Annotated in this window: 22 protein-coding genes; 3 read left to right on the top strand and 19 right to left on the bottom strand. The window is 70.2% G+C overall.

Going from position 1 to position 24,451, the window contains the following annotated elements; translation table 11 throughout:
• The 3 genes from C7456_RS00900 to C7456_RS00890 all read right to left on the bottom strand — a co-directional run bounded on the left by C7456_RS00900 (position 1) and on the right by C7456_RS00890 (position 2,058).
• A complete protein-coding gene (locus tag C7456_RS00900) occupies positions 1–279 on the bottom strand; it encodes a hypothetical protein (protein ID WP_139942877.1) in 279 nt (92 codons plus the stop codon).
• 13 nt (positions 280–292) lie between these two features.
• Complete coding sequence (locus tag C7456_RS00895) at positions 293–757, bottom strand: hypothetical protein (protein WP_109721891.1); 465 nt, start codon at positions 755–757, stop codon at positions 293–295.
• Positions 758–960: 203 nt separating this feature from the next.
• Positions 961–2,058 carry a DNA cytosine methyltransferase gene (locus C7456_RS00890; protein WP_109721890.1) on the bottom strand — a complete coding sequence of 366 codons (1,098 nt, stop codon included), beginning with the start codon at positions 2,056–2,058 and terminating at the stop codon, positions 961–963.
• A gap of 107 nt (positions 2,059–2,165) precedes the next feature.
• Between C7456_RS00890 and C7456_RS00885 the strand changes: the two genes are divergently transcribed.
• Positions 2,166–3,278 (top strand): restriction endonuclease, SacI family, encoded by a 1,113-nt coding sequence (locus C7456_RS00885; protein ID WP_170120139.1) that lies wholly within the window; start codon positions 2,166–2,168, stop codon positions 3,276–3,278.
• Between the two features lie 2 nt (positions 3,279–3,280).
• Here the strand turns inward: C7456_RS00885 and C7456_RS00880 are convergent, their stop codons facing one another.
• The 14 genes from C7456_RS00880 to murJ form a co-directional block, all read right to left on the bottom strand.
• On the bottom strand, positions 3,281–3,790 hold the full coding sequence (locus tag C7456_RS00880; RefSeq protein WP_109721888.1) for a hypothetical protein: 510 nt from the start codon (positions 3,788–3,790) through the stop codon (positions 3,281–3,283).
• Between the two features lie 224 nt (positions 3,791–4,014).
• The gene (locus C7456_RS00875) at positions 4,015–4,296 is read right to left on the bottom strand and encodes a hypothetical protein (protein WP_245889731.1); all 282 of its coding nucleotides are present in this window, start codon (positions 4,294–4,296) and stop codon (positions 4,015–4,017) included.
• Positions 4,289–5,014 carry a hypothetical protein gene (locus tag C7456_RS00870; protein WP_109721886.1) on the bottom strand — a complete coding sequence of 242 codons (726 nt, stop codon included), beginning with the start codon at positions 5,012–5,014 and terminating at the stop codon, positions 4,289–4,291. Before C7456_RS00870 ends, C7456_RS00875 begins: the two co-directional genes overlap by 8 nt.
• 227 nt (positions 5,015–5,241) lie before the next feature.
• Entirely contained in the window at positions 5,242–5,586 is a 345-nt protein-coding gene (locus C7456_RS00865) for a hypothetical protein (protein ID WP_245889730.1), read from the bottom strand.
• Between the two features lie 73 nt (positions 5,587–5,659).
• A complete protein-coding gene (locus C7456_RS00860) occupies positions 5,660–5,905 on the bottom strand; it encodes a hypothetical protein (protein WP_109721884.1) in 246 nt (81 codons plus the stop codon).
• A complete protein-coding gene (locus C7456_RS00855) occupies positions 5,898–6,416 on the bottom strand; it encodes a hypothetical protein (RefSeq protein ID WP_109721883.1) in 519 nt (172 codons plus the stop codon). The genes C7456_RS00860 and C7456_RS00855 overlap by 8 nt, the downstream gene beginning before the upstream one ends.
• Before the next feature lie 446 nt (positions 6,417–6,862).
• The gene (locus C7456_RS00850; protein ID WP_109721882.1) at positions 6,863–8,950 is read right to left on the bottom strand and encodes an AAA family ATPase; all 2,088 of its coding nucleotides are present in this window, start codon (positions 8,948–8,950) and stop codon (positions 6,863–6,865) included.
• A 3-nt stretch (positions 8,951–8,953) separates the two neighbouring features.
• The gene (locus C7456_RS00845; protein ID WP_109721881.1) at positions 8,954–9,250 is read right to left on the bottom strand and encodes a helix-turn-helix transcriptional regulator; all 297 of its coding nucleotides are present in this window, start codon (positions 9,248–9,250) and stop codon (positions 8,954–8,956) included.
• A 316-nt stretch (positions 9,251–9,566) separates the two neighbouring features.
• Positions 9,567–10,751 carry an integrase family protein gene (locus C7456_RS00840; protein WP_109721880.1) on the bottom strand — a complete coding sequence of 395 codons (1,185 nt, stop codon included), beginning with the start codon at positions 10,749–10,751 and terminating at the stop codon, positions 9,567–9,569.
• A 478-nt stretch (positions 10,752–11,229) separates the two neighbouring features.
• Positions 11,230–12,189 (bottom strand): 4-hydroxy-3-methylbut-2-enyl diphosphate reductase, encoded by a 960-nt coding sequence (gene ispH, locus C7456_RS00835; protein ID WP_109721879.1) that lies wholly within the window; start codon positions 12,187–12,189, stop codon positions 11,230–11,232.
• 134 nt (positions 12,190–12,323) lie between these two features.
• Positions 12,324–12,824, bottom strand: coding sequence for a signal peptidase II (gene lspA, locus C7456_RS00830; RefSeq protein WP_109721878.1), 501 nt, complete (start codon positions 12,822–12,824; stop codon positions 12,324–12,326).
• Positions 12,825–13,132: 308 nt separating this feature from the next.
• Positions 13,133–16,096, bottom strand: coding sequence for an isoleucine--tRNA ligase (locus C7456_RS00825; protein WP_109721877.1), 2,964 nt, complete (start codon positions 16,094–16,096; stop codon positions 13,133–13,135).
• A 213-nt stretch (positions 16,097–16,309) separates the two neighbouring features.
• Positions 16,310–17,263 carry a bifunctional riboflavin kinase/FAD synthetase gene (locus C7456_RS00820; protein WP_109721876.1) on the bottom strand — a complete coding sequence of 318 codons (954 nt, stop codon included), beginning with the start codon at positions 17,261–17,263 and terminating at the stop codon, positions 16,310–16,312.
• Positions 17,264–17,378: 115 nt separating this feature from the next.
• Complete coding sequence (murJ, locus tag C7456_RS00815; protein ID WP_211306199.1) at positions 17,379–18,971, bottom strand: murein biosynthesis integral membrane protein MurJ; 1,593 nt, start codon at positions 18,969–18,971, stop codon at positions 17,379–17,381.
• Between the two features lie 233 nt (positions 18,972–19,204).
• Between murJ and rpsT the strand changes: the two genes are divergently transcribed.
• The gene (gene rpsT / locus C7456_RS00810; RefSeq protein WP_109721874.1) at positions 19,205–19,468 is read left to right on the top strand and encodes a 30S ribosomal protein S20; all 264 of its coding nucleotides are present in this window, start codon (positions 19,205–19,207) and stop codon (positions 19,466–19,468) included.
• Between the two features lie 340 nt (positions 19,469–19,808).
• On the opposite strand, the gene C7456_RS00805 is transcribed toward rpsT, so the two are convergent.
• The gene (locus C7456_RS00805; RefSeq protein ID WP_109721873.1) at positions 19,809–20,552 is read right to left on the bottom strand and encodes a copper homeostasis protein CutC; all 744 of its coding nucleotides are present in this window, start codon (positions 20,550–20,552) and stop codon (positions 19,809–19,811) included.
• A complete protein-coding gene (locus tag C7456_RS00800; RefSeq protein WP_109721872.1) occupies positions 20,552–21,592 on the bottom strand; it encodes a glycosylasparaginase in 1,041 nt (346 codons plus the stop codon). Before C7456_RS00800 ends, C7456_RS00805 begins: the two co-directional genes overlap by 1 nt.
• A 404-nt stretch (positions 21,593–21,996) precedes the next feature.
• On the opposite strand from C7456_RS00800, the gene C7456_RS00795 reads away from it, so the two are divergent.
• Positions 21,997–24,369: a TonB-dependent receptor plug domain-containing protein gene (locus C7456_RS00795; protein WP_109722108.1), complete on the top strand. Its 2,373-nt coding sequence runs from the start codon at positions 21,997–21,999 to the stop codon at positions 24,367–24,369.
• The last annotated feature ends 82 nt before the right edge of the window (positions 24,370–24,451 follow it).

Genomic DNA, 24,451 nt, shown 5'->3' with positions numbered 1-24,451 from the left:
CTAGATGGTGGTTTCGGTGGTTTCGGTGGTTTCGACGGTCGGATCGGTCCGCAGCTTGACGAGGGCGATGGCCTTGCTCGCTTCGCTCAGGAGCACTTCCAGCGCATTGAAGTCCGGCGGCTCCGAGGCTGCGAGCTCGTCGATGCGGTCGGCGATGGACAGCAGCAGCTGGTAGTCGCCCCTGTCGAGGTTCGTGCGGCATGCGCGGAGGTGGAGGCGGACCGGCACGGTTCCGCGGAGGTAGCGTCGGGCGCTTCCGACTTCGTTCTTTGCGGTCATGTTGGTCATTTCCTCACGCGGCCTTTTTCTCGGGCTGTCCGTCGGCGAGCTTGAAGCAGTCGTAGGCGGCTCGGGCGTTGTTCCAGGCGCGACGTGAGGCCGCTTCGGCCCTTTCCTTGCTCATGCCGTCGAATGCGATCAGGTAGTCGCGTAGCGCGAGGCGCGGCCAGTCGTCCAGGCCGTATGCCTTCGCCAGCTCGATGCAGGTTTGGGCCCGGTCGTTAGACTCGTCCTCCTCGTCAAGCGCGCTGAAGGCGGCCTCGTCGCCGACGTCCTCGATGATCGTCTCGAACAGCGAGCCCGCCCCCTCTCCGTCGTAGTTGATGTCCTCGGGCAGGCCGTCGAGCAGGCGCGTCCAGGCCGACACAACCCAGACGGCGTCGCCGGAGGCAAATCCGTTCCTGTGCTGCGTCAGGTGGTTGCGCGCCAGCTCGTAGATGCCCGGAACGCGGGCCTCGCTTTCGTTGTTGGTACTCATGGTTACTGCTCCTCTAATCGTCGGTTGATGGGAGCCGGGCGTCCCCGGCTGACCCGATGTCATCGCGATGGGATGCAGTATTCGGTTTGTCAAACGCGCATGGAGCCCTTATTTGCAGGCATCAATTCGTTGATTGACGGCAGGCGTGCGAGCGTAGTTGGCGATCCGAAAATGAGAAGGGCCGCCATGTCGGCGGCCCTTCTTTACGCGATCTCCAACTCCAGCTCGTCGGACGTTCTTCGTCGCCTCTTCGTCGCGCTCGGGCTTTCGGAGAGCAGCTTGAACACCACCGAGGCGACCGCCTCGGCCAGCATGCACGGCACGGCGTTTCCGATCTGCTTGAACACCGAGCTCTGCGGGCCTGCGAACTTGTAGTCCCGCGGGAACGTCTGGATGGCGATCGCCTCGTCCACGGTTAGGCGGCGGAGCCGCTCGGGCACCGTCTGCCAATCGATCGGCTCACCGCCGTCCATCAGGTGCGCGTGGTACTCCTCGACCCACGGCGTTGCGCCATCGTAGAGCGCGGCGTCGTCGATGATCGGTGTCCTGTTGCCGCCCATGCTCGCGGGCAAGGTGGAGGCGTGCCCGTCGAGGTTCAGTGGTCGCCCCTGCCCGTTGAAAAGCATCCCAGCGTAGGGTGAGCGGCGCATCACGGGACTCGCGGCGGCGGTGACCTTGGCGCGGCATATCCGGTTGTTCGTGGGCGAGCCGATTTTGCCCACGCCGAGCAGGACGTCCCGGAGCTTCGGCGCCGGGCGCATGTGGTCGCCGATCAGGTCGCGGAAGCGGTTGGGCCTGTCGCGGAAGCCGACGAGGAACATGCGTTCGCGCCCCTGCGGGACGCCGAAGTCCTTGGAGTTGAGGACGACCAGCTCCACGTTGTAGCCCAACTTGTGGGCCTCCTTGAACAGGCCTTCGCGGACGGCGCGAAACTTCTGCAGCATTGCCAACGCCTTGACGTTCTCCATTACGAAGGCGGCAGGTCGGATCAGCTTGAGTGCTTCCATGTAGGACCAGACGAGCTTGCTTCGAGGGTCGCGGGCGTCCATCTTGCCGGCCACGGAAAAGCCTTGGCAGGGCGGGCCGCCGAACAGGCAGGCGATGTCCCCGGCACGCCCGAGCGCCTCCAGCTCGGGCATGAGGTCGTCGATGCTCCCGTGATGGATATGGTCACCATGGTTGAGGCGGTAGGTCTCGCAGGCGTCCTTGTCGATGTCGTTGGCCCACACGACATCGAACCCAGCTTGAATGAATCCGACGTCCATGCCCCCGGCGCCTGTGAAAAGGGAAACAGCCTTCATCGATTACCTCTCAAAACCGTAGAGGCGGAGTGGTCTCCGCTATTCATCTTGACTTGCCGCGCGTCGCGGGGCATCGTCTGAACCCCTACACTAGGGGGAATTCCATCTTGACGCAGGCCATTATCGACCACGGGGCAGCCCGCGAGAAGCTTGAGAGCGCAATTTCTGCCGCGAAGGCCGACGGCTTCCGGCCGCGCCACGCGAAGAGCAACGCCATCTCGGACGTCATGCTGGGGCGCCACCTCACCTATCGGTACATCCTGCTGACGAACCTTCTCGCGAAGGCCACCAATGGCCGCGCCCACGGGCTTGCGCTTCAGGCGGGAGCCGACCTGGACGGCGCGTTCGACTCGCGCTCGCTCTGCCACAAGGTCGTCGTCGATTTCGATCGTGACCCGAACCAGCTTGCCGGCAAGCTCGGCCGCTCCAACGAGCCTTACCTCAACAAACCGGCGCGCTACACCGCGCTCACTCATGAGAACGCTGTGCGGCGCGGGTACGACCGCAGCATCCTCGAGAAGTGCATCGACATCCTCGGCGGTCTGAGGGACGCGGCCGACGCCGAGAGCGCCCTCATCGATGCGATCTACTTCACCCTTCAGCGCGAGTCGCTTGTCGGCGAGGCCGCCGAGCTTGACGGCGACGCCACGCTCCACAAGGTGCTGACCAAGTTTGTGAGCGCCGCTGTCGCTCAGTCCTGCGAGGGCGAGTCGTGCGCGATCGTCACCGGCCTCGCGTTCTTCCTGCTTGGTCGCGGCACGGGGCGGGACTTCGAGGTCAAGGTCCACCCCGTGAATCAAGCCGGCTCCTCGTCCAACGAGGTGCTCGACGTGGACGTCCTGACCGACGAGACGCTGGCCTACGCGGCGGAGGTCAAGGACAAGGAGTTCAACGCCAACGACGTCGGCCACGCTGCGGCCAAGTCTGCCGCCGCTGGACTCGGCTCCTTCTATTTCGTCTGCGGCCCGCGGTCGCAGGGAGCGGCCCGCGGAGCCGAGTACGTGGACAGGGTCGCCGACGAGAAGAATGTCCGCGTCTCCTTCGTAGATGTCGAGCAGTTCTTCGCGATGTGCGCGGGCCTCGCCCCGTCCGACGTGTCCGCAGACGACGTGTGGGCCTTCGTCGATGCAGCGATGATGAAGGCGCGCGTTAAGGATGCGACGCAGGCGCACATTCTCGGGGCTGCCCGCTTCGCGGGGTTGGTGAGCGGCGAGGACTGACATCACTCGGTCCCCTCGGTGACGACGGTCACCGTGGACAGCGCCTCGGCCGACTGCTGCTCGTCCATGTCTGCCGGGTGGTGTTTCTGACGGGGCGGCACCTCGACGCCCTTCTTGCGCATGTCGTTCGCATACCAGCGGACGCTCTTATCGGTGCACGCCGCGCCGTCCACCTGCGCGTTGACCATCGCCGCGATGAGGGCGTGCGGGTAGCCCGCAGGGTCCATCAGGATCGCGCGGGCGAGCGCGCCGATGCCCCTGCCTTGGGACTTCTTCTCGGTGGCCTCGGGAGCCTCGACAGCGTCGGCCTTCGGCTCTGCGCGCTTCGCGGTCGCCTTGGGCTTCTTCGGCTGCCCGGACGCGGCCAGGTCGATGTCCTTGGCTGCCGCGACCTGCTCGATCCGGGCCACGAGCTTCGCCCGGGTCGCGAACGTCTTGGGGCCGGCCGGCTTGTCGGCGATGCGGTTGTGCAGGGCCAGCAGTTCCTTGATGGGCATATCTTCCAGCTTCATGGTGCTCTCCTACGGTTGGGGTTGTAGGGGCATCGTGTCGCGCCGGGTGAGATACGGGAGCCGGGGCAGGCCCAGAATTGAGGGGTTCAAATTGCCCGTCGGCGGGTAGGACTGCCTAAGCGCATGAAAAAGAAGGGGACGCCCTCAGGACATCCCCTCCGAAACACGGCCGGGCCACCCGTTGCCCTCTGCGCACCTAACCAACCCGGCCGCGTTTGCTCGGGTCAGGCCGGGAGGAAGGCCAGGTGCGCCATCCCCGACCCCAGGGCGTCCGCCCTGCGCTTGGTGTCTCGGTCCACGTACAGGTCCAGCGCGCGGCAGTAGGGCTGCCCGGCCAGGGCCGCGGCCTCGTCGAACTCCTCGGACCCGACCGTCACGCCGTTACGGGCCGCGGCGGCCTCCAGCTCGGGGAACGGGTCGCACCTGTGCTGGATCGCCGCGACCAGTGCCGCGAGTGCCAGCATCGCCGGGTGGCACGGTGGATAGTGGGCGCGTCGGTCAGTCATCGCCGTCGCCCCCGATCAGGTCGTGGTCGATCTCCTGCTCGCGCATGGCGAGCTGCACCGAGCTGAGCGAGTTCGACTTGCCGGCGTTCCAGGCGCGGATGGCGACCAGGATGCCCTGGAGGCGCGCGTCGCCCAGCTTGATGTACTCCTGCACCTTCAGGAAGTCGTCCTGCTTCATCGCCGACGCCAGCTCGACCGGGCCGACCGGGCGGTCCTTGCTGGGCATGCGGTCGATCAGGGACAGCACGGCGGAGGCCAGGGCGACGTTGCGCGTGCCGACGGCGACCTGGGCCATGTGGCCGAGTTCGGCGGGACCTGCGTGCTGGAGCTGCTGGAGGTACTCGGTGCGCTTCGGGTCGCCCAGGGCCGCGCGGGCCAGGACCTTGGCCGGGGAGTCGTAGAACTGGCGCTGGCCGATCAGCTGTGCGTGCGGCGCGCCCGCGTCCTTCAGGATCTTGTCCAGCTCGGCCTTGGAGTTGTCCTTGATCTCGCGGACGGTGGCGACGGTCTCGTGCTCGGCGAAGCGGGCGACGTCAGCCCCGCCGATGCCGGGGGCGCTCTTCCAGCGCGCGGCGATCTGCTGCTTGCGGGTCGCGATGTCCTTGTTCAGCCGCTCGATCGCGGCGAGGGTGCGCTTGTGCAGCAGGTCCAGGGTCGAGGCGAGCTCGCCGATCTGCTGGGTGCTGAGGAGGGGGGTGTCGCTGAGGGTGATCTTCATGGCTCGTTGGCTCCTGTGAGGGTTGTGGTCCTCCGGTCGCCTGTCACGAGCGCATCCCCAGCCGTGGGGTGGTCTGCGCGCCAATGCGCTGACCGGATGCGTTCAATGTGTCGGGGTGCGCTGGCCGCGAACGCCATCGTTTCCCGGACGTGTTTCCCTCGAAGCTGCCGCCATCACTGCGGCTTGCGAATCATGGGCTTGGCCTCGCGCCGCCCACCGATGGATTGTCAGGCGTCCCAGTCGGGGCGCGGCCCGGTCGGCATGCCGCCGGCGCCGCCGCAGTCCAGGCATATGCGGGCGCGGGCCACGTCCTCGGAGAAGTGGGGCCGCCCGCAGCACATGCAGCGGAGCCAGCCGACCCGGCGCACGACCCTGGGCGGGTCGTAGTTGAGGTCCATCACGGGGGCGCGTCGCGCGCCGCCGTCGTTCGGCCACCGCTCGGGCTCGGTGAGGGGCCTCGCGATGCGCCTGTCCTCGGGCGTCAGCTCACGCCGGCCGGGCGTCGCGCCGAGCCAGCGGTAGTTAGGGTGCCTGGGGTCGTGCGCGCGGGCCGTGACCATGCTGTAGCCCACGCCGAGCGCCTGGGCCGCCGACCTGGCGGAGGGGTATCGCACCCCGTCCACCTCGACGGCGACCGCGTGCCCGTTAGTGCCCCCGGTTGACGCTGCCATGCTCGCGCCGCGCCTCGTACTCCAGCGACATGCGCTCCCACTCGTCCGCGTCCAGGCGCGGCACCGGGCCGAGACACGTCATCTCGCTGCGCCGGGCCAGGGCGTCGCGCCCGCCCATCGCCTCGACCGCCTCGGGCGCCGTGTCGTGGATCGCGCCCAGCATGACCTCGATCTGCTCCGCCTTGGCCAGGGCCTCGGCGACGCTCAGCCTGTCACTCATCGTCGTGCTCCTCGTCGTGCGGCCGCGCCGCGTTGTACTTGGAGAGCAGCGCCACGAGCTGGGCGCGCTCGTCGGCGGGCATCGCCAGCAGGGCGTCTGCCGACAGGCCCGTGTCCTCGACCTTGACGCGCAGCCTGTCCGCCATCTGCTCGCCGTAGCGGAACTTCAGGAGGACCTCCAGGAGCCTGTCGCTGTGCTTGCGCACCGTCAGCGGCCGCTCCTCGCCGGTCGCCGGGTCGGAGGTCGTGGCGAGTCGCCCCTGGTGGATCACGGGTTCGTCGTACCCGAGCGCGGCGCGCCTGTACGCCTCGTCGAGCAGCGAGTCCAGGGCGACCTCGACCGCCTTCTCCCACCGGGTGCGGAACTCGACGTCGTTGGCCTTGTGGTAGAAGGCCGTCTGCCTGCTGATGCCCGCCGCGGCGGCGGCCTGCTTGGGCGAGCACGTGTCCTCCAGCACCTGGAAGAACAGCTCGCGCCGCTCGGGCGTGAAGGTGTTCGGGATGGAAAGCACGGTCGCCTCCGGGGTGAAAAGTGGCTTACGGCGTGATGGTGTCGTGCTTACGCGCGCAGGCACGCCATCGTTCAAGCAGTCGGATCAATGGCTTGGATGGCGTCGGCCCTCTCATGTCTGATTAGGCGGCGCGCATCGGCGGGACGACTTGGAAAGTTCGCCTCGCGCGCGAGGGACACGGCACGCAAGGTTGGACGCATCCGTCCACGCTCTCGCTCCTTGTGGGGTTATTCAAGAATCAGACTCCGGGCAGACTTCGCTTTCACTTTCCTAAGAAAGTGAAAGCTGCGAAGTCTCGTCTGCCGTGGCCGAAGTCTCGTCCGAAGTCTGCGAATCGAGTGGGCGCATAAGCTGCTGATTCGGAACAGACTTCAGACTTCAGGCCGCCGCGAAGTCTCCGAAGTCTTCAGACTCCAAAATCAGACTTCAGGAGACTTCGCGGGCGTTCATGACGCGGCCTCGACGTGCACCACCTTCGGCGCCGTGGAGTGCTTGCCGACGCGCTCGCACCACAGCCAGAAGTGGCGACCGTCCCAGCTTGCGCGCACGGCGTCGATGCGACCCTCGGGGATCTTGTCTGCCACCGCGCGCTGCGCCGAGCTCTTGCTCATGCCTAGGCGCTTGGTGGCGGCGTCGAGCAGCTCGGACGCCTTCACCGTCCCGCCCGCTGCGCCCAGCTCGCACGCCAGGGCAGTCAGCCCATTCGCTGTCGCCTCGCCCCCGAAGTCGGAGGCAGCGTCAACCATCACGGTCGGACGGAGCACGAGAGACGACGGCGGCCTGCCATTCCAGTCGGGTTCCCCCGGAAGGTCCACGCGCTCCAGGTTGAACCGCATCGGCGGTTCGCGCTCCGCGTCCTTCTGCTTGTGCACGGTCACGGTGATGGCGCGCATTTCCTTGTCGCGGATCACCTCGACGGTGGTGTCCATTGCCCCGAGCAGAGACGAGCTGCCGCGCATGCCCTTGCCGGGGTCCTTGCCGGAGTGGTGCACGACCACGACGGTCGCGCCCGTCTCGTCGCGGATGCGCTTCATGCTCGCGATGTAGCGACCCATGTCTTTCGCCGAGTTCTCGTCGGCGCCCGCAGCCGTCTGGTTCAGCGTGTCGATGACGACCAGGCGCAGCGGCCCGAGCTCCTCGACCACGTCGCTGACGAAGGCGCGGACGCCGCCGTCGCGCTCGGCGGCCAGGTTGATCTCGCCGTGGTCAAGCCAGAGCGGGAACTTGCCCACGTCGATGCCGCGGTCGATCTCCCACGCGCGGACGCGCTTGCCAAGGCCAGACGCGCCCTCCGCCGCGACGTACAGGACGCCGCCGTCGGTGACCCGGCGGCCGTGCCAGTCCACGCCGCCCGCGACGGCCATCGCGATGTCGAGTGCAAGGAACGACTTGCCCGATTCGGGCGCGCCGTAGATGGCCGCGACGCTGTCCTCGACCAGCAGGCCGGGCACGAGCCACCGCGGCGGCGGCAGCGCCTTCAGGTCGTTCACGTTGAGGAAGCGCCTGCGGGCGCGCGTCTCGATCGGCTCGACCTCGTCCCACACGTCGAAGTCTTCGGCCGCGTCGGGCGGCGCGATGCCGCCGCCAACCTCCTGCAGGAACATCTGCAGGGTCGCCGTGGTGACGGCCTCGTCCCGGTCGGCGTGCAGCGAGTCCCAGCGGCGTCCGACTTTCCACTCCTGGCCGCGGTAGTCGCCGTCGCCCATGCACCAGTCGATGAACTCCTGCCGCCCCTCGCCATTGGTCGCGAAGTGGCAGGCCATCATCAGGTCCCGCCAGCGGTCGTGCTGCTTCTCGCCGAAGTCGCACGGGTCGAGCTGCTCCAGGGTCTTGGCGAGCTGCTCCGGGGTCAGCTCGCCCGCACCGGCTGCCTGCTTCTTGGGTCGATCCGGCCTGCGCGCGGCCTCGACCAGCCGCGCGGGCAGGTCCGGCATGTCGTGCAGCGGCGGCGAGTCGGGCGCCCAGCGGTACAGGCCGCCGGTCGGGTGCACCGAGCCGGGGGCGACGACCTGCCGGCCCAGCGACTTGAACTCGACGCCCTCGAAGCCCTCCACGCTGTCCAGCAGCACGGCGCCCGCGGGCTTGCGGAAGTAGAAGTGGTGGCCGGGGTGGGACTGGTTGCCGGTCAGGACGTGCGGCGCCGACGCCAGCGGAAGGCCGAAGGCGTCGGCCAGCTCGGCCAGACTGTCGCGCCCCGCGGGGAAGTTGCGCGGGTCCACGTCCACCACGACCACGTCGGCGGGAAGGCGCACGCCCAGGTTCAGGCCGTCGCGCCTCGCGCGCTCCAGCACCTCGCCCTGGTCGTAGCTGCGCTCCTGCCAGCGCTTGTCCGCGGGCATCTTGTCGCGGCGGCGCAGGGGGATCAGGTCGAGGCGGACGCGGCGGTAGTCGGAAGCGGCCTCAAACGATGGCGTATCGACGGGACGCCGCTCGGCATCATTGACCCCGTGAGCTCTGGCAGGCTCCGTCTCCCGGTCGGTTGTAACCTTGCGCCCACGGTCTAGCACGCCGTGGGCGTTTTCATGTGCGGCCATCGGTCAGCCCTCCGCGTTGGAGGTGCGGGCGGCGAGCATCGCCGTCGCGGCGCGCCGGACGCCTTCGCCCATCGGCTGGCCCTTGGCATAGTCGCGCAGGTCGCCCAGCTTGTAGCGGATCAGCTTCGGTCCGACGCGGGTGAACGCCGGGCCGCCGCCCTGGCAGCGATACCAGGCCAACGTTCCGTACTTCAGGCGCAGGAAGGCCGCAGCCTCCTGGGCGGTCAACAGCGAGTCGTCGGGGAGTGCGTGGAGCTCGGCGAGCTCCGCTGGGGAGAACTTCTTGGGTTCGTAGGCCATCTTCTGGACTCCGTGCAGGTGCGATCCCCGCGCGGCGACGTGCCGTGCGGGGACTGCCTGCTGTGCGTCGCAGAGATGAACCCGTTTGCTCCCCTCAGTCGGCGGGGCGGGTCTCGGTCTTGTAGGCCACCGAAAGCCTGGCGTCGGCGGCTGGTGGCGCCGACGAATCAAATAATGCCCGAGGTGTTCTCGCGCTGATACCAACATTGCGCCCGGACTCCCCGGTGAGCCCGTGCGGCTCGATCCGGTCTGGGCTGCTCGGTATCAGGCCGCACGGCCCCGGACGCGACCTGGGTCGCCTGGTGAGGCCGTGCGGCTATTCCTTGAGCCTCGGCGGCCACTGTCCCGGTTCGTGCTCGAGGCCAAGCTGTTCGAGGATGTATCGCGACGCCGTCTCCTGGTGCTTGCGCAGGTGCTCGGGACCGACATGGATGTAGCCCATCGTGACGTTGCTCGCCGCGTGGTTGAGCAGGTACTTGAGCTCCAGCAGCGGGACGCCCGCCTGCACCGCCAGTGTGGCGAACGTGTGCCGCAGCGCGTGCCCCGTCAGGCCGTCCAGTTCGTGCTGCGCGACCTCGGCGACGTGGCCCGACTTCGACTCGGCGGGAAACAGCCACGGGCTCTTGCGGTGCAGGCGCGGGTTCTCCGCGACGCGGTGGCCGAGCAGGTCGGCGAGCGGCCCGGACAGGGGCAGGTCGAACGCTCGGGTCGACCCGCCCTTGGGCTTCGGGACGTGCAGGCGCCCGGAGGCGAGGTCCAGGTCGGATGCGCGTGCCTCGCAGGCAGACGTGCGCCGCATGCCCGTGAGCACCATGAAGAGGTGCAGGTCCCGCCGCACCGGGTGGAGGCCGAGCACCGCCTTGCCCCACGCCTTGAGCCTGTCCGTCGGCGCGTCCACCTTGCGCCGTCGCAGCCCGTGGTAGTCCACGTTCCCGCAGGGGTTCGGCGGCAGGTCCGGGTGCTCGCGCAGGCCCCGGTTGTACACGGCCCTGAAGATGCGGAAGGCATTGTCTGCCGAGGGCGCGCCGTGCCGCTCGGTGATCCTGCGGTGCCTGTCGCGCACGCCCGATCGGTCCCCGCCGAGCTCGGCCAGCGGGCGGTCGAGCCAGTCGGCCAGGTACTGCTCGCAGTTATAGCGGTAGTCGTCCTTGGTCCTCGGGGACAGCGGCTTGGCCGCCAGGTGGAGGTCGAGCGCCTCGCGCAGGGTGATCCCGCGCGCACGCGCCCGGCGGCGCTCCTCGTTCGGGTTGACCCCGCCGCGCATTCCGACCAGCGTCTGCCGGGCGGCGTCGCGGGCCTGCTTGGCATCCATCGCCGGGTGGTCGCCCAGCTTCGTCCTGACCTGACGGCCGTTGACGAGGGACTGCACGTAGAAGCTGCGCTTGGTGGGGGTGACGATGAGGTAGAACCCCCTCATCTCGGTGTCGGCGTACAGGACCGACTTGCCCGGCTCGGGCTTCGGCGCCCTCTCGACGAGGGACTGGGTGATCTTCGACTTCATGCTGGCTCCGTGGGTGGCAGGGCCACGGCACGGACACGGTTTCGCACCACAAGGTGCCGTGTTCAGACGCGCCGTAAGTGCCCCTGAAGCCTCATTAGGTCGCGGTTTTCCCTTGCTGTAAGCGCACTTAGGCCATCTGATACCAAATCATGGCAAGATGCGCGCGCAGCGATTCGTAATGCGTAGGTCGTAGGTTCGAATCCTATTTCCGGCACCAGCTTGGAACGGAAAGGCCCGCAGCGATGCGGGCCTTTTTGCTGTGGCGGTGTTCCGGAGCGTGGTTGAGGGGAAAGACGGCCAAACGAAGCGCAAGGCCCTGCTTTGACCTCCTCTCCCCTCCGGGGAGAGGACCGAGGTGAGGGGGCGGGCTCGCGGTGGCGTTTCACATAGGCAAGATCGCCTTCGCACAGGCAAGGCTGTTGTCGCACGCATGGCCCTCACCCCGACCCTCTCCCCGGAGGGGAGAGGGAGAAACGCATCAAAGCCGGCTGGGCGAGCCTCCGGCCATGCGCAGCTCCTTCGGCAATGCGAAGGTGATGGTTTCCGGCTCGCCGTCCAGCTCGCGCACCTCGCCGGCGCCCCAGGATTGCAGGCGGGCGATCACGTCGCGCACCAGCTTCTCCGGCGCGGAGGCGCCGGCGGTGAGGCCGATCCGGCGCACGCCGTCCAGCCAGGCGCGCTCGATGTGCTCGGCGCCGTCGATCAGGTAGGCGCGCACGCCCTGCTTCTCGGCCAGCTCGCGCAGGCGGTTGGAATTGGAGCTGTTGACCGAGCCGACCACCAGCACCAGGTCCACCGCGTCGGCCAGGCGGCGCACCGCGTCCTGGCGGTTCTGCGTGGCGTAGCAGATGTCGTCCTTGCGCGGGCCCTCGATGTCGGGGAACCTCGCGCGCAGCGCTTCGATGATGACCTTGGTGTCGTCCACCGACAGCGTGGTCTGGGTGACGTAGGAAAGGAGGTGCGGCTGCCTCGGCGCCAGCCGGGCGACGTCCTCCACCGACTCCACCAGCAGGATCTCGCCGGCGTTGGCCGGGTTCCACTGCCCCATCGTGCCCTCCACCTCCGGGTGGCCGGCGTGGCCGATCAGCACCACGCTGCGGCCGATGCGCCCCAGGCGCGCCACCTCCATGTGCACCTTGGTGACCAGCGGGCAGGTGGCGTCGAACACCTTGAGGTCGCGCCGGGCCGCCTCCTCGCGCACCGCCTGCGAGACGCCGTGCGCGCTGAAGATCACCGTGGCGCCATCGGGCACCTCGTGCAGCTCCTCCACGAACAGCGCGCCGCCGGCACGCAGCCTGTCCACCACGTAGCGGTTGTGCACCACCTCGTGGCGCACGTAGATCGGCGCGCCGTAGGACTCCAGCGCGCGCTCGACGATGGCGATGGCGCGGTCCACGCCGGCGCAGAAGCCGCGGGGGTTGGCGAGCAGGATGTCCAAGGCAGACCTCGTCGGGGGCTTCTGGGGCGGCAACGTTCCCGCGCGGGGCGGGAAGCCGTGCCGTCCGTTCCGGATGATGCCCGCTTCCGCGGGCACGGCGCCCAGGCGCCGCTGCGCTCTCGGCAGGCCGCGGATTATCGCACGGCGCCGCCGGCCTTGCCGCCGAACAGCCCGAACGCGACCAGCATCACCGCGCCCACCGTGATGGCGCAGTCGGCCACGTTGAACACCGGGTAGCTCCACTGCCGGTAGTGCACGTGGATGAAGTCGGTGACCTGCGCGGCGTGCAGGCGGTCGACCACGTTGCCGAACGCCCCGCCCACCACCAGCGCCAGCGGCGCGGCGGTGCGCCAGTCGCGGCGCGGCGTGCGCGCCAGCCACAGCACCAGCACCGCGCCGATGGCCAGCGCCAGCACCACGAAGAACCAGCGCTGCCAGCCGCTGCCGTCGGCGAGGAAGCTGAAGGCCGCGCCGGTGTTGAAGGCCAGCGTCCAGTCGAGCAGGCCGGGGATCACCGGATGCGGCGTGCCCGGCGGCTGCAGCGCGGTCAGCGCCCACCACTTGCTGAGCTGGTCGAGCGCCACCACCGCGGCGGAGAGCAGCAGCCAGGGCAAGGCGTTGGGTTTCGCTGTCATGGGTCGATCATACGAAGGTGGTTTACGCCCTCTCCCCTCCGGGGAGAGGGTTGGGGTGAGGGGCCGGCCTGGCGAAAGGGCCGTCCCCATGCTTTGTCCGTCGCTCCGGCGCTGGCCGGAAGCCGGCGACGCCATGGCTCGGGGCAACGAACATTACATCCATCGGCGCCGGCCGGGCCGGATCGCGGCCGCCGGGCGTCCCGCGACTGGATTCCGGCCTGCGCCGGAACGACGGTGGGGAAGCTTGTCGCCAGGATGGTCCCTCACCCTGCCCTCTCCCCTCCGGGGAGAGGGAAAAGCGGTGCGGATCAGAACCAGCGGCGGGTTTCGCCCGGGCCCTCCACGTTGCTCACGCAGCGCCCGCACAGCTCCGGGTGCTCCGGGTGGCTGCCGACGTCGTCGCGGCGGTGCCAGCAGCGCACGCACTTGGGTGCCTCGCCGACCGTGGCGGACACCCACGCCTCGGCGCCCTCCAGCTCGGCGGGCACGGCGTCCGCCGGCTGGCCGCCGGCCAGGTCCAGCCGCACGTCCGAGGTGATGAAGAAGAAGCGCAGTTCCTCCGCCGCCGGCGCGTAACGCGCCACGGTGGCCGCGTCGGCGTGGATCGCCAGCTTCGCCTCCAGCGCGGCGCCGATCCGCTCGGCCTTGCGCATGCCCTCCAGCACGCGCGCGGCGGCGTCGCGGATCGCCAGCAGGTCGGCCCACCAGCGGCGCTGCTCGGGCGTGCCCTGCGTGGCCGCCAGGCCGTCGTACCAGGTCTCGAACAGCACGCTCTCGCCGCGCTCGCCGGGCAGGTGCCGCCAGATCTCCTCGGCGGTGAAGCTCAGGACCGGCGCCAACCAGCGCACCAGCGCCTCGGCGATGCGGTACATTGCGCTCTGCGCGCTGCGCCGGCCGTGGCTGCCGGTCGGCATGGTGTAGAGGCGGTCCTTGGTGATGTCCAGGTACAGCGCGCCCATCTCGTTGGTGCAGAAGTTCTGCACGCGGGCGACGATCTCCGGGAAGTCGTAGCGCTCGTAGGCGGCGATCACCGCCTGCTGCACGTCGTGGGCCTGCTGCACCGCCCACTGGTCCAGCGGCAGGCTGTCCTCCACCGCGACCAGGTGCTTCGCGGGATCGAAGCCGTCGAGGTTGCCGAGCAGGAAGCGCGCGGTGTTGCGCAGGCGGCGGTAGCCGTCGGACACGCGCTTCAGGATCTCGTCGGAGACGCTCATCTCGTTGCGGTAGTCGGCCGAGGCCACCCACAGGCGCAGCACGTCGGCGCCCAGCGTGTCCATCACCTTCTGCGGCGCCACCACGTTGCCCAGCGACTTGGACATCTTGCGGCCCTGGGCGTCCACGGTGAAGCCGTGGGTGAGCACGTGGTCGTAGGGCGCGCGGCCGTGGATCGCGGCCGAGGTGAGCAGCGAGGACTGGAACCAGCCGCGGTGCTGGTCCGAGCCTTCCAGGTACATCACGGTGTACTCGCGCGCGTCGCCCTGCTGCAGCTCGGGGCGTTGGCCGATCACGCCGAAGTGGGTGACGCCGGAGTCGAACCACACGTCCAATACGTCGGTGACCTTCTCGTAGTCGCCGGCCTGGTCGCCGAGCAGCTCGGCCGCGTCCAGCTCGTACCAGGCGTCGATGCCGCCCTGCTCCACCCGCCGGGCCACCTGCTCCAGCAGCGCCACCGAGTCCGGGTGCGGCTCCTGCGTGGCCTTGTGCACGAACAGCGCGATCGGCACGCCCCAGGTGCGCTGGCGGCTGATGCACCAGTCCGGACGCCCGGCCACCATGCCGGCGATGCGCTCCTCGCCCCACGAGGGCACCCAGCGCACGCGCCTGATCGAGGCCAGCGCGGCGTCGCGCAGCCCGGCCTGCTCCATGCCGATGAACCACTGCGGCGTGGTGCGGTAGATCACCGGCGTCTTGTGCCGCCAGCAGTTGGGGTAGCTGTGCTCGATCTTGGCGAAGGCCAGCAGCACGCCGCGCGCGCGCAGCAGCTCGACGAGCGCCTCGTTGGCCTTCCACACGTGCATGCCGGCCAGCTCGACGCCGTCGGCAGCCGGCGTGTCGGCGCGATAGACGCCGCGGCCGTCGACTAGGTTCAGCGTGCCGATGCCGTGCGCGCGGGAGACCACGAAGTCCTCCACGCCGTGGTCGGGCGCGGTGTGCACGGCGCCGGTGCCGTCCTCGGCGCTGACGTGCTCGCCGAGCAGCACCGGCACTTCGCGGTCGTAGAACGGATGGCGCAGCTTCACGCCGTTGAGCGCGGCGCCGCTGGCGTGGCCGAGCACCCTGCCTCCCTCTCCCTCCGGGAGAGGGGCCGGGGGCGAGGGTTCGGCGAAACCGGAAGGCTGCGCTCCGCCCGCACCCTCTCCCGCCCTGCGGGCACCCTCCCCCGGAGGAGGAGGGGCATAGCGCGCGAGCACCTTGTCGACCAGGGCGCTGGCGATCACCAGCAGCACGCGTCGGCCGCCGCGCGAGGGCCCTTCGACCAGCGCGTAGTCCAGCTCCGCGCCCAGCGACACCGCCTGGCTGGCCGGCAGCGTCCACGGCGTGGTGGTCCAGATCGGGACGGCGACGATGGCGTCGCCCGCGTCCACGCCGAACTTCGCCGCCAGCGCCCCGGGATCGACCGCGTCATAGGCCACGTCCACCGCGGGCGAGACCTTGTCGCCGTACTCGATCTCCGCCTCGGCCAGCGCCGAGCCGCAGTCGAAGCACCAGTACACCGGCTTGGCGCCGCGCACCACGTGGCCGTTGGCGACGATGCGCGCGAGCGCGCGCAGCATGTCGGCCTCGAAGCGGAAGTCCATCGTGCGGTACGGGCGCTCCCAGTCGCCCAGCACGCCCAGGCGCTTGAAGTCGGCGCGCTGGGTGTCGATCTGGCTCTGCGCGTACTCGCGGCACTTCTGCCGGAACGCGCGCGCGTCGAGCTTCTCGCCCGGCTTGCCGAACTGCTTCTCCACCGCGATCTCGATCGGCAGGCCGTGGCAGTCCCAGCCCGGCACGTAGGGCGCGCGGCAGCCGGCCAGCAGCCTGGACTTGACCACCATGTCCTTGAGGATCTTGTTGACCGCGTGGCCGATGTGGATGGCGCCGTTGGCGTAGGGCGGTCCGTCATGCAGCACGAAGGCCTTGTCGCGGCCGGCGGTCTTCGCCTGGATCTGCGCGTAGCGTCCCGCCCGCTCCCACTCGGCCAGCCAGCCCGGCTCGCGCCTGGGCAGGTCGCCGCGCATCGGGAAGTCCGTCTGCGGCAGGTTGATCGTGCTCTTGTAGTCCTTGGTCATCGCTTCGGGTGCCTTGCCGTGGGCGCCGCCTGCGGCGGCCGCCGTTCCCGCGCCCCGAGGCCCCGACGGACTCCGAAGCGCTGTCTCGCCGCCCGCCGCGCGCGGCGGCAGGCGCACGCGCTGCGGGCGGATGCCTTCAAATAATCATGATCGCCGCGGCCGCGCTGGCGCGGCTGCGGACGGTGTGCTGCGGGTTGGACTTGTCGCGGACGCTCATGCGCGGGCCAGGATCGGGTTCATGCCCAGGATCTCCCGGGCCGAGCGCGCATCATGAGCCATCTGCGCCTTCAGCGCATCCAGGCCGTCGAACTTCCGCTCGTCGCGCAGCTTGGCGACGAACTCCACCGCCATGCGCTGGCCGTAGAGGTCGCCCTCGAAGTCGAACAGGTGCACCTCCAGCAGCGGCTCGGCGACCTGGTTCACGGTGGGCCGCACGCCCAGGCTGGCCACGCCCGGCCAGCTGCACTCGCCCTCGCCCAGGCCCGCGCGCACGGCGAAGATGCCGTGGATGGGGCTGACCCGGTTGCGCAGGTGGATGTTGGCGGTGGGGAAGCCCAGCGTGCGGCCGAGCTGGTTGCCGTACTCGACCTTGCCCTCGATCACGAACGGCCGGCCGAGCAGCGGCGCCGCGCCGGCGAACTCGCCGGCCGCCAGCAGCGCGCGCACGCGGCTGGCCGAGACGCGGGTGCCGTCCAGCAGCACGGTGGGCATGGTGCACGCGGCGAAGCCCAGCTCCGCGCCCATGCGTTCCAGCAGCGCCACGTCGCCGGCGCGCTTGTGGCCGAAGCGGAAGTCGGCGCCCACCCACACCTCTCGCGCGGCCAGCCGCTCGACCAGCACGCGGCGCACGAAGTCCTCCGCCGGCATCGCGGTCAGCGCCGCGTCGAAGCGCAGCAGCAGCGTGTGCGCCATGCCGGCGGCCGCGAAGCCCTTGAGCTTCTCGCGCACGCCCGACAGCCGCGGCACCGGCTCCTTCGAGAAGTACGCCCGCGGCAGCGGCTCGAAGCTCACCGCCACCGGCGCGCAGCCCAGCGCCTGCGCGCGTGCGCGCACCTGCGCCAGCAGGGCCTGATGGCCGCGGTGCAGGCCGTCGAAGGCGCCGACCGCGATCACGCTGCCGCCGGGGGCCAGGCACGGTCCCGCGACGTCCCGGGAAAGTCTCATCATCGCGCGAGTATAGCGGGCCGGCTTCCGCAAGCGATGCCCGCCGGGAGCCGGGTTCCATGAAAAGTGCGGCCATGGATGGCCGCTTTTGGGTCTTGGCGATCAGGTGAGATCGCAATCAACTCCCCCGCAGCTCGCGCAGCCGGAAGCCGGCCGCGAACAGTACAGCCACGTAGGTGGCCCCGCCCGCCGCCACCAGCGCGGCCAGGTGCCAGACCCGGGTGAGCGCCGGCGCGTGGCTCCAGTCCGGCCACAGCCAGCGGCCCAGCAGCAGCACGGCCACCATCGCGGCGCAGGCCAGCGCCAGCCGCAGCAGCTGGCGCGCCCAGCCCGGCTGGCGCCGGTACACGCCGGCCCGGCGCAGCCAGTACCACAGCAGCGCCAGGTTGAGGTAGCTGGCCGTGGCGCTGGCCAGGCCCAGCGCCATGTGCAGGCCCGGCACCGCCGCCAGCGCCTGCAGCCAGGGCAGCGCGTGCTGCTCCGGCGTGGCCCACAGCGCGAACAGCAGCGCCAGGAACGCCAGGTTGAGCACCATGTTGGCCACCAGCGAGGCCACGCCCGCGCGCACCGGCGTGCGGGTGTCCTGGCGCGCGTAGAACGCCGGCAGCAGCACCTTGACCAGGGCGAAGGCCGGCAGGCCGAAGCTCAGCGCGGTGACCGAGAGCGTGGCCATGCGCGTGTCGAACGGCGTGAAGCGGCCGTGCTGGAACAGCGTGGCCACCAGCGGCCCGGCCAGCAGCATCAGGCCGAACATCGCCGGCACCGCGATCAGCAGCGTGGTGCGCAGGCCCCAGTCCAGCGCCTTCGAGAAACCCTCGCGGTCGGTCGCCACGTGGTGGCGCGACAGCGAGGGCAGGATCACCGTGCCCAGCGCCACGCCGAACACGCCCAGCGGCAGCTCCAGGAAGCGGTCGGCCTGCGACAGCCAGCTCTGCGCGCCGGTGATCAGGTAGGAGGCGATCACCGTGTCCAGCAGCAGGTTGATCTGCGCCACCGAGGAGCCGAACAGGGTGGGCACCATCAGGCGCAGGATGCGGCGCACGTCGGGGTGGCTCCAGCCCCAGCGCGGCAGCGCCAGCAGGTCCAGCCCGCGCAGCGCCGGCAGCTGGAACAGGAGCTGCAGCACGCCCGCTGCCAGCACCGCCCAGCCCATCGCCAGGATCGGCGTGTGCAGCCGCTTCGACAGCCACAGCGCGCCGGCGATCATGCACAGGTTGAGGATCACCGGCGTCAGCGCCGGCAGGCCGAAGCGGTGGAAGCTGTTGAGCGCGCCGCCGCACAGCGCGGTCAGCGAGACGAACAGCAGGAACGGGAAGGTCAGCCGCAGCAGCGCGGTGGTGAGCGCGAACTTCTCCGGCGTGTCGGCCGCGCCCTGCGAGAACAGCGCGGCCACCTGCGGCGCGAACAGGATGCCCAGCGCGGTCACCACCAGCAGCACGCCGCCCAGGGTGCCGGACACGCGCGCCATCAGGTTCTTCAGGTCGGCGTGGCTGCCCTTCTCCTTGACCTCGGTGAACACCGGCACGAAGGCGGTGGAGAACGAGCCCTCGGCGAACAGCCGGCGCATGAAGTTGGGGATGCGGAAGGCCACCCAGAACGCATCGGTGGCCGCGTTGGCGCCGAACGCCGCGTTGATCGACATGTCCCGGACCAGCCCGAGCACGCGCGAGACCATCGTCATGCTGCTGAAGGAGAGCAGCCCACGGAACATGCTGGGGGACTTCATGCGGCTCGGGTCACCTTGGGGATCGCGCGGGCGCGGCGCGCCCAAAGGGCGCTAGTGTGACAGCGGCCGGTGCCCGCGCGACAGCACCCGCGGGCGGAAGGCGGCCGGAACGGTGGCGGGAGCCGGGCCGGTGGCGGCCAAGCGGTTGACGCAATGGCGGATTCGCCCCATAATTGCCGCCTTTTTCCAACCCAGACAATCCTTTCCGGAGTTCTACCTTGGCCAACATCAAGTCCGCGAAGAAGCGCGCGCGCCAGTCCGAGCAGCGCCGCCTGCGCAACGTCAGCGCCCGCTCCATGGTGCGCACCGCCCTCAAGAAGGTCGTCAAGGCCATCGAGGCCAAGGACAAGGCCGCCGCCGTGGCCGCCTTCGCCGCCGCGCAGCCGGTGATGGACCGCTACGCCGCCCGTGGCCTGATCCACAAGAACAAGGCCGCTCGCCACAAGAGCCGCCTCAACGCGAAGATCCGCGAGCTGGCCTAAGCCGGCGCGCGACGCCTCCGGGTTGGTGGAAGAGCCGGCGCGAGCCGGCTTTTTCTTTGACCGTTGCGCGGCCTTTGCCGGCGGGCCGCATGCGTTGACCCGGCATCCGACCAGCACCGGCCGCAACCTTGCGGTGTGGGAGCGGCCTCCGGCCGCGATGTCCGCGCCGCCATCCCCGGCGCACCTGTCCCGAACCTGGTCCAGGACCGTGATTCCGGCAGCGACATGGCATACCCGGGCCTCACAGTCACTGGAGCCCGGCTTGCGCCGGAATGACGGGGGAGGAGCGACGCCGGCACCGATCGTCCTGCGTCGCAGGCACACCGGACACCGCCCGGGATCAGTCCCGTGGCGCCGCCCCGCGCAGCGCCGCGGCGAGGGCCGCCACGGTCGCCGCGTCGCTTTCCTCGCGGTCGGGCGCCAGGTCGCGCAGCTGCTCGTTGCGCCAGTGCATCGCCGAGCGGCGCAGCGCGCGCGCCGAGGCGTGGAACTCGTCGGCGTGGCTGCGCGCCGCCACCGCCGCGAGGTTGTCCGGGCGGATGCCGGCGCCGGCCATCACGCGGATGCGCCCGGCCGCCTGCGCGGCCAGCGCGGCGATCGCCGGCGCCCCTTCCAGCGCGTCGGCGCGACCGCCCGAGGTCAGCACCCGCTCGCAGCCCAGCGCGACGATCTCCTCCAGCGCGCGCGAGGGGTGTCGCGCAGCGTCGAAGGCGCGGTGGAAAGTCACGCCGAGCTTGCCCGCCGCGGCCACCAGCGCCCGGCAGCGCGCCTGGTCCACCTCGCCGTCGGCGTCCAGCGCGCCGATCGCCACGCCGTCGCAGCCCAGCCGCGCGCAGGCCTCGACGTCGCGGCACATCGCGTCCAGCTCGGCGTCGTCGTAGAGGAAGTCGCCGGCGCGCGGGCGCACCAGCACGTACAGCGGGATGCGCAGCCGCTCGCGCGCCGCGGCGATCAGCCCATACGAGGGCGTGACGCCGCCGCCGGCCAGGCTGCCGCACAGCTCCACGCGGTCGGCGCCGCCCTCCTGCGCCGCCAGCGCCGAGGCCAGCGAGCCGGCGGCGACCTCCAGCAGCGCCCTCGCCATCAGGAGAAGCTCGTGGCGTACACGCTGGGCGAGGCCAGCAGGCGGTCCTGCCGCAGGGCGTCGCACACGGCGTAGGTGAAGCCCTGCTGGATCGCGTGCGCGCCCACCGCGCCGTCGCGGCGCAGCGCGAGGAAGCCCACCTGCAATTCCTTGGCGCCGTCGGGCCGCTTCTTCACGATGCGCCGCACCGCCTCCTCGCAGGCCTCCTGCGGGCTGCGGCCCTGGCGCATCAGCTCCACCACCAGGAAGCTGCCGGCGTTGCGGATCACCTCCTCGCCCACCCCGGTGGAGGTGGCGCCGCCGACCTCGCCGTCCACGTACAGGCCGGCGCCGATGATCGGGCTGTCGCCCACGCGGCCGTGCAGCTTCCACGCCATGCCGCTGGTGGTGCAGGCGCCGGCCAGATGGCCGTGGGCGTCCAGCGCCAGCATGCCGATGGTGTCGTGGTTGTCCTTGCCGCCCGGCAGGCTGCGGCGGTAGTCGAGGTTCTCGCTGTTGGCGACGGGCTTGTACTTCGCCGTCTTCAGCCATTCGCGCCAGGCCTGCTCGGCTTCCGGGGTGAGCAGGTTCTCCTCCGGGAAGCCCTGCTCGCGCGCGAACTGCAGCGCGCCGTCGCCGACCAGCAGCACGTGCGGCGTGGCCTCCATCACCCGGCGCGCCACCTTGACCGGATGCGCGATGCGCTCAAGGCAGGCCACCGCACCGCAGCGGCCGTCGCCGTCCATGATGCTGGCGTCCAGCGTGACGCGGCCGTCGCGGTCGGGATAGCCGCCCTTGCCCACGCTGTGGTTGGCCAGGTCCGCCTCGGGCACCTGCACGCCGGCCTCCACCGCGTCCAGCGCCTTGCCGCCCTGGGACAGCAGCGCCCAGGCGGCGCGGTTGGCCGCCACGCCGAAGTCCCAGGTGGAGACCACCCGCGCGCCGCCGGCGGCGGGCAGCGCGCCCTGCGCGCGCGCGGCGGCGGCGGGCGCCAGGCGCGGCACGGCCAGCGCGCCGGCGGCCAGCATCGAGGTCTTGAGGAAGTCGCGGCGGGAAGGCATCGAGCAGTCGTCCGTAGCGGCGGCCGGAAAGCCGGAAGGCCCCATCATGCGCGATCGCCGGCGGGCCGGCGACCCGCCGTTCCTCCCATGCCGGCAACGCGCCCCTTCCCCGTACCGGCGCCGGCCTGCCTGCGGATGCCATCCGGCCACGGCCGGAAGAGCCTCGGCACTTCCGTTCCGCAACATGAAAACTCCCCCATGAAAATCCCATGGGACGGCCATCCAGCTTATACCTTCCCGCCCGTATTGACGCAATGCAACACGAATCCCTAGCGTGACCGACAGGCGCCGCGGGCGCCCGCGGCGGGGGGAGCCGCCGCGCCATCCGCATCCATTCCACGGGGAGATCACGCGATATGTCCGTATCGAAGCTGACCCATGTCCGCCATACGCCGCTCTACGCCATGCTGCTCCTGGCGCTGAGCGGCGCCACCCGCGCCGACGAGAACGCTCCTGCGCAGCCGCAGGACGCCAAGCAACTGCAACAGGTCGTGGTCACCGGCACCCGCTCGACCACGCGCACCGTCGCCGAATCGCTCTCGCCGATCGACATCCTCACGCCCAAGGATCTCGCCTCGACCGGCAGCACCGACCTGGCCAGCGCGCTGGGCAAGCTGCTGCCGTCGCTGGACTTCCCGCGCCCGGCCATCAACGACGGCAACGACGCGCTGCGGCCCGCCACGCTGCGCGGCCTGTCGCCGGACGACGTGCTGGTGCTGGTGGACGGCAAGCGCTACCACACCTCGGCGCTGGTCAACTACAACGCCTCGGTCGGTCGCGGCTCCGCGCCGGTGGACCTCAACTCGATCCCGATCTCCGCGATCGACCACATCGAGGTGCTGCGCGACGGCGCCTCCGCGCAGTACGGTTCCGACGCCATCGCCGGCGTGGTCAACATCGTGCTGAAGAAGGGCGCGCCGGAAGGCGGCAACAGCGTCACCGCCGGCGGCGGCGTCATGGACAAGGGCGACGGCGCACAGAACGGCATCGAGGGCTCGGTCGGCATCCCGCTCGGCGGCGACGGCAAGGGCGGCGCCGCGCCGGGCTGGCTGCGGCTGTCGTGGAACTACCAGAACACCATGAACACCAACCGCGCCGAGAACGCCGACCGCTCCACCACCCTCGCCGGCGCGCCCAACCCCAGCGGCATCCCCTACGAGCGCTACGGCGACCCGGCGGTGAAGACCTACCAGTCGCTGCTGAACTTCGGCTACGGCCTCGCGCCGAACGTCGACCTCTACGGCTACCTCGACCTGAGCCGCCGCGACGTCACCTCCAACGGCTACTACCGCGCCTGGAACAACACCGACCGCAACGTCGCCGCGGTCTACCCGAACGGCTTCCTGCCGCAGATCGTCAACCCCACCAACGACTACGCCGCGGTGCTGGGCATCCGCGGCAGGACCGCCGGCGGCTGGAACTGGGACCTCTCGGCCGACTACGGCCAGAACGACCTCACCTTCGACATCCAGGACTCGATCAACACCAACCTCTGGCATTCGCTGGGCTACTCGCCCACCTACTTCAACGCCGGCGCCTTCCACAACAAGCAGGGCGTGGTGAACCTGGACTTCACCAGGGAGCTCGAATGGCGCTTCCTGCCGAACCCGGTGACCCTGGCCTTCGGCGGCGAATACCGCCACGAGAAGTACGTGATCGACGCCGGCGAGCCGGATTCGTACTACTTCGATCCGGACACCATCAACCCGGACACCGGCAATCCCTACCCCGGCGGCTCGCAGGTGTTCCCCGGCCTGTCGCCGGAAGTGGCCGGCTCGTTCTCGCGGCACAGCGAGGCCGCCTACGTGGACCTGGAGACCGACCTGTCCGAGCGCTTCTCCGCCGGCGTGGCGGCGCGCTACGAGGACTACAGCGACGCCGGCTCCACCCGCTCGGGCAAGCTCTCCGCGCGCTACCAGCTCACCGACAGCTTCGCCCTGCGCGGCACCGCCTCCAACGGCTTCCGCGCGCCGTCGCTGGCGCAGCAGAACTACGAGTCGGTGGTGACGCTGATCCAGAACGGCCAGCTCGCGCAGATCGGCACCTACCGCACCTCCGACCCGGTGGCGGTCGCGCTGGGCGCCAAGCCGCTCAAGCCGGAGAAATCCGCCAACTACAGCGTCGGCGGCGTCTGGCAGCCGAGCAACGCCTTCAGCGCCACGCTGGACCTGTACCAGATCCGCATCTGGAACCAGATCCTGTACTCCGACCAAATCGCGCTGGACGAGCCGATCGGCCAGGTCACCGCGGTGCAGTTCTTCGTCAACGGCGCGGCCACCCGCACCCGCGGCGCCGACCTGATCCTGAACTACCAGTGGGACCTGGACGCCTGGGGCCGGCTCGGCCTCACCGCCAGCGGCAACTACAACAAGACCAAGGTGCTGGAGGTGTCCACCCCGGCCTTCGGCCGCGCCAGCGAGGGCCTGCTCACCTCCGCCTCGCCGCACACCAAGTACGTGCTCGGCGGCGACTGGACGGCGGGCGGCTTCGGCCTGCACGCCAACCTGACCCGCTACGGCTCGGTCACCCGCATCGGCGACACGCCCGACGAGGACCAGAAGTTCTCGGCGCGCTGGCTGCTCGACCTTGCGGCCAGCTATACCTGGGATGCGTGGACCTTCACCCTGGGCGGCGACAACGTCACCAACCAGTACCCGACCAAGGCCGCGCTCTACAACGTCTACGAGGACCGCGCCGACGGCCTGCAGTACTCCGCGCTGTCGCCGTTCGGCTTCAACGGCCGCTACTGGTACGGCAAGGTGACCTACCGCTTCTGATCGCCGGGCCGGTTCCCGGAAGCCGCCGGGCCTGCGCGCCCGGCGGCTTTTCTTTGCCCGCCGTTCCGGCGCGGGCCGGGCG

Origin of the sequence: Fulvimonas soli (assembly GCF_003148905.1) — a bacterium.
GTDB lineage: Bacteria > Pseudomonadota > Gammaproteobacteria > Xanthomonadales > Rhodanobacteraceae > Fulvimonas > Fulvimonas soli.
Note: the sequence above shows the minus strand (reverse complement) of the source record. Positions and strands in the feature narration are given on the sequence as shown.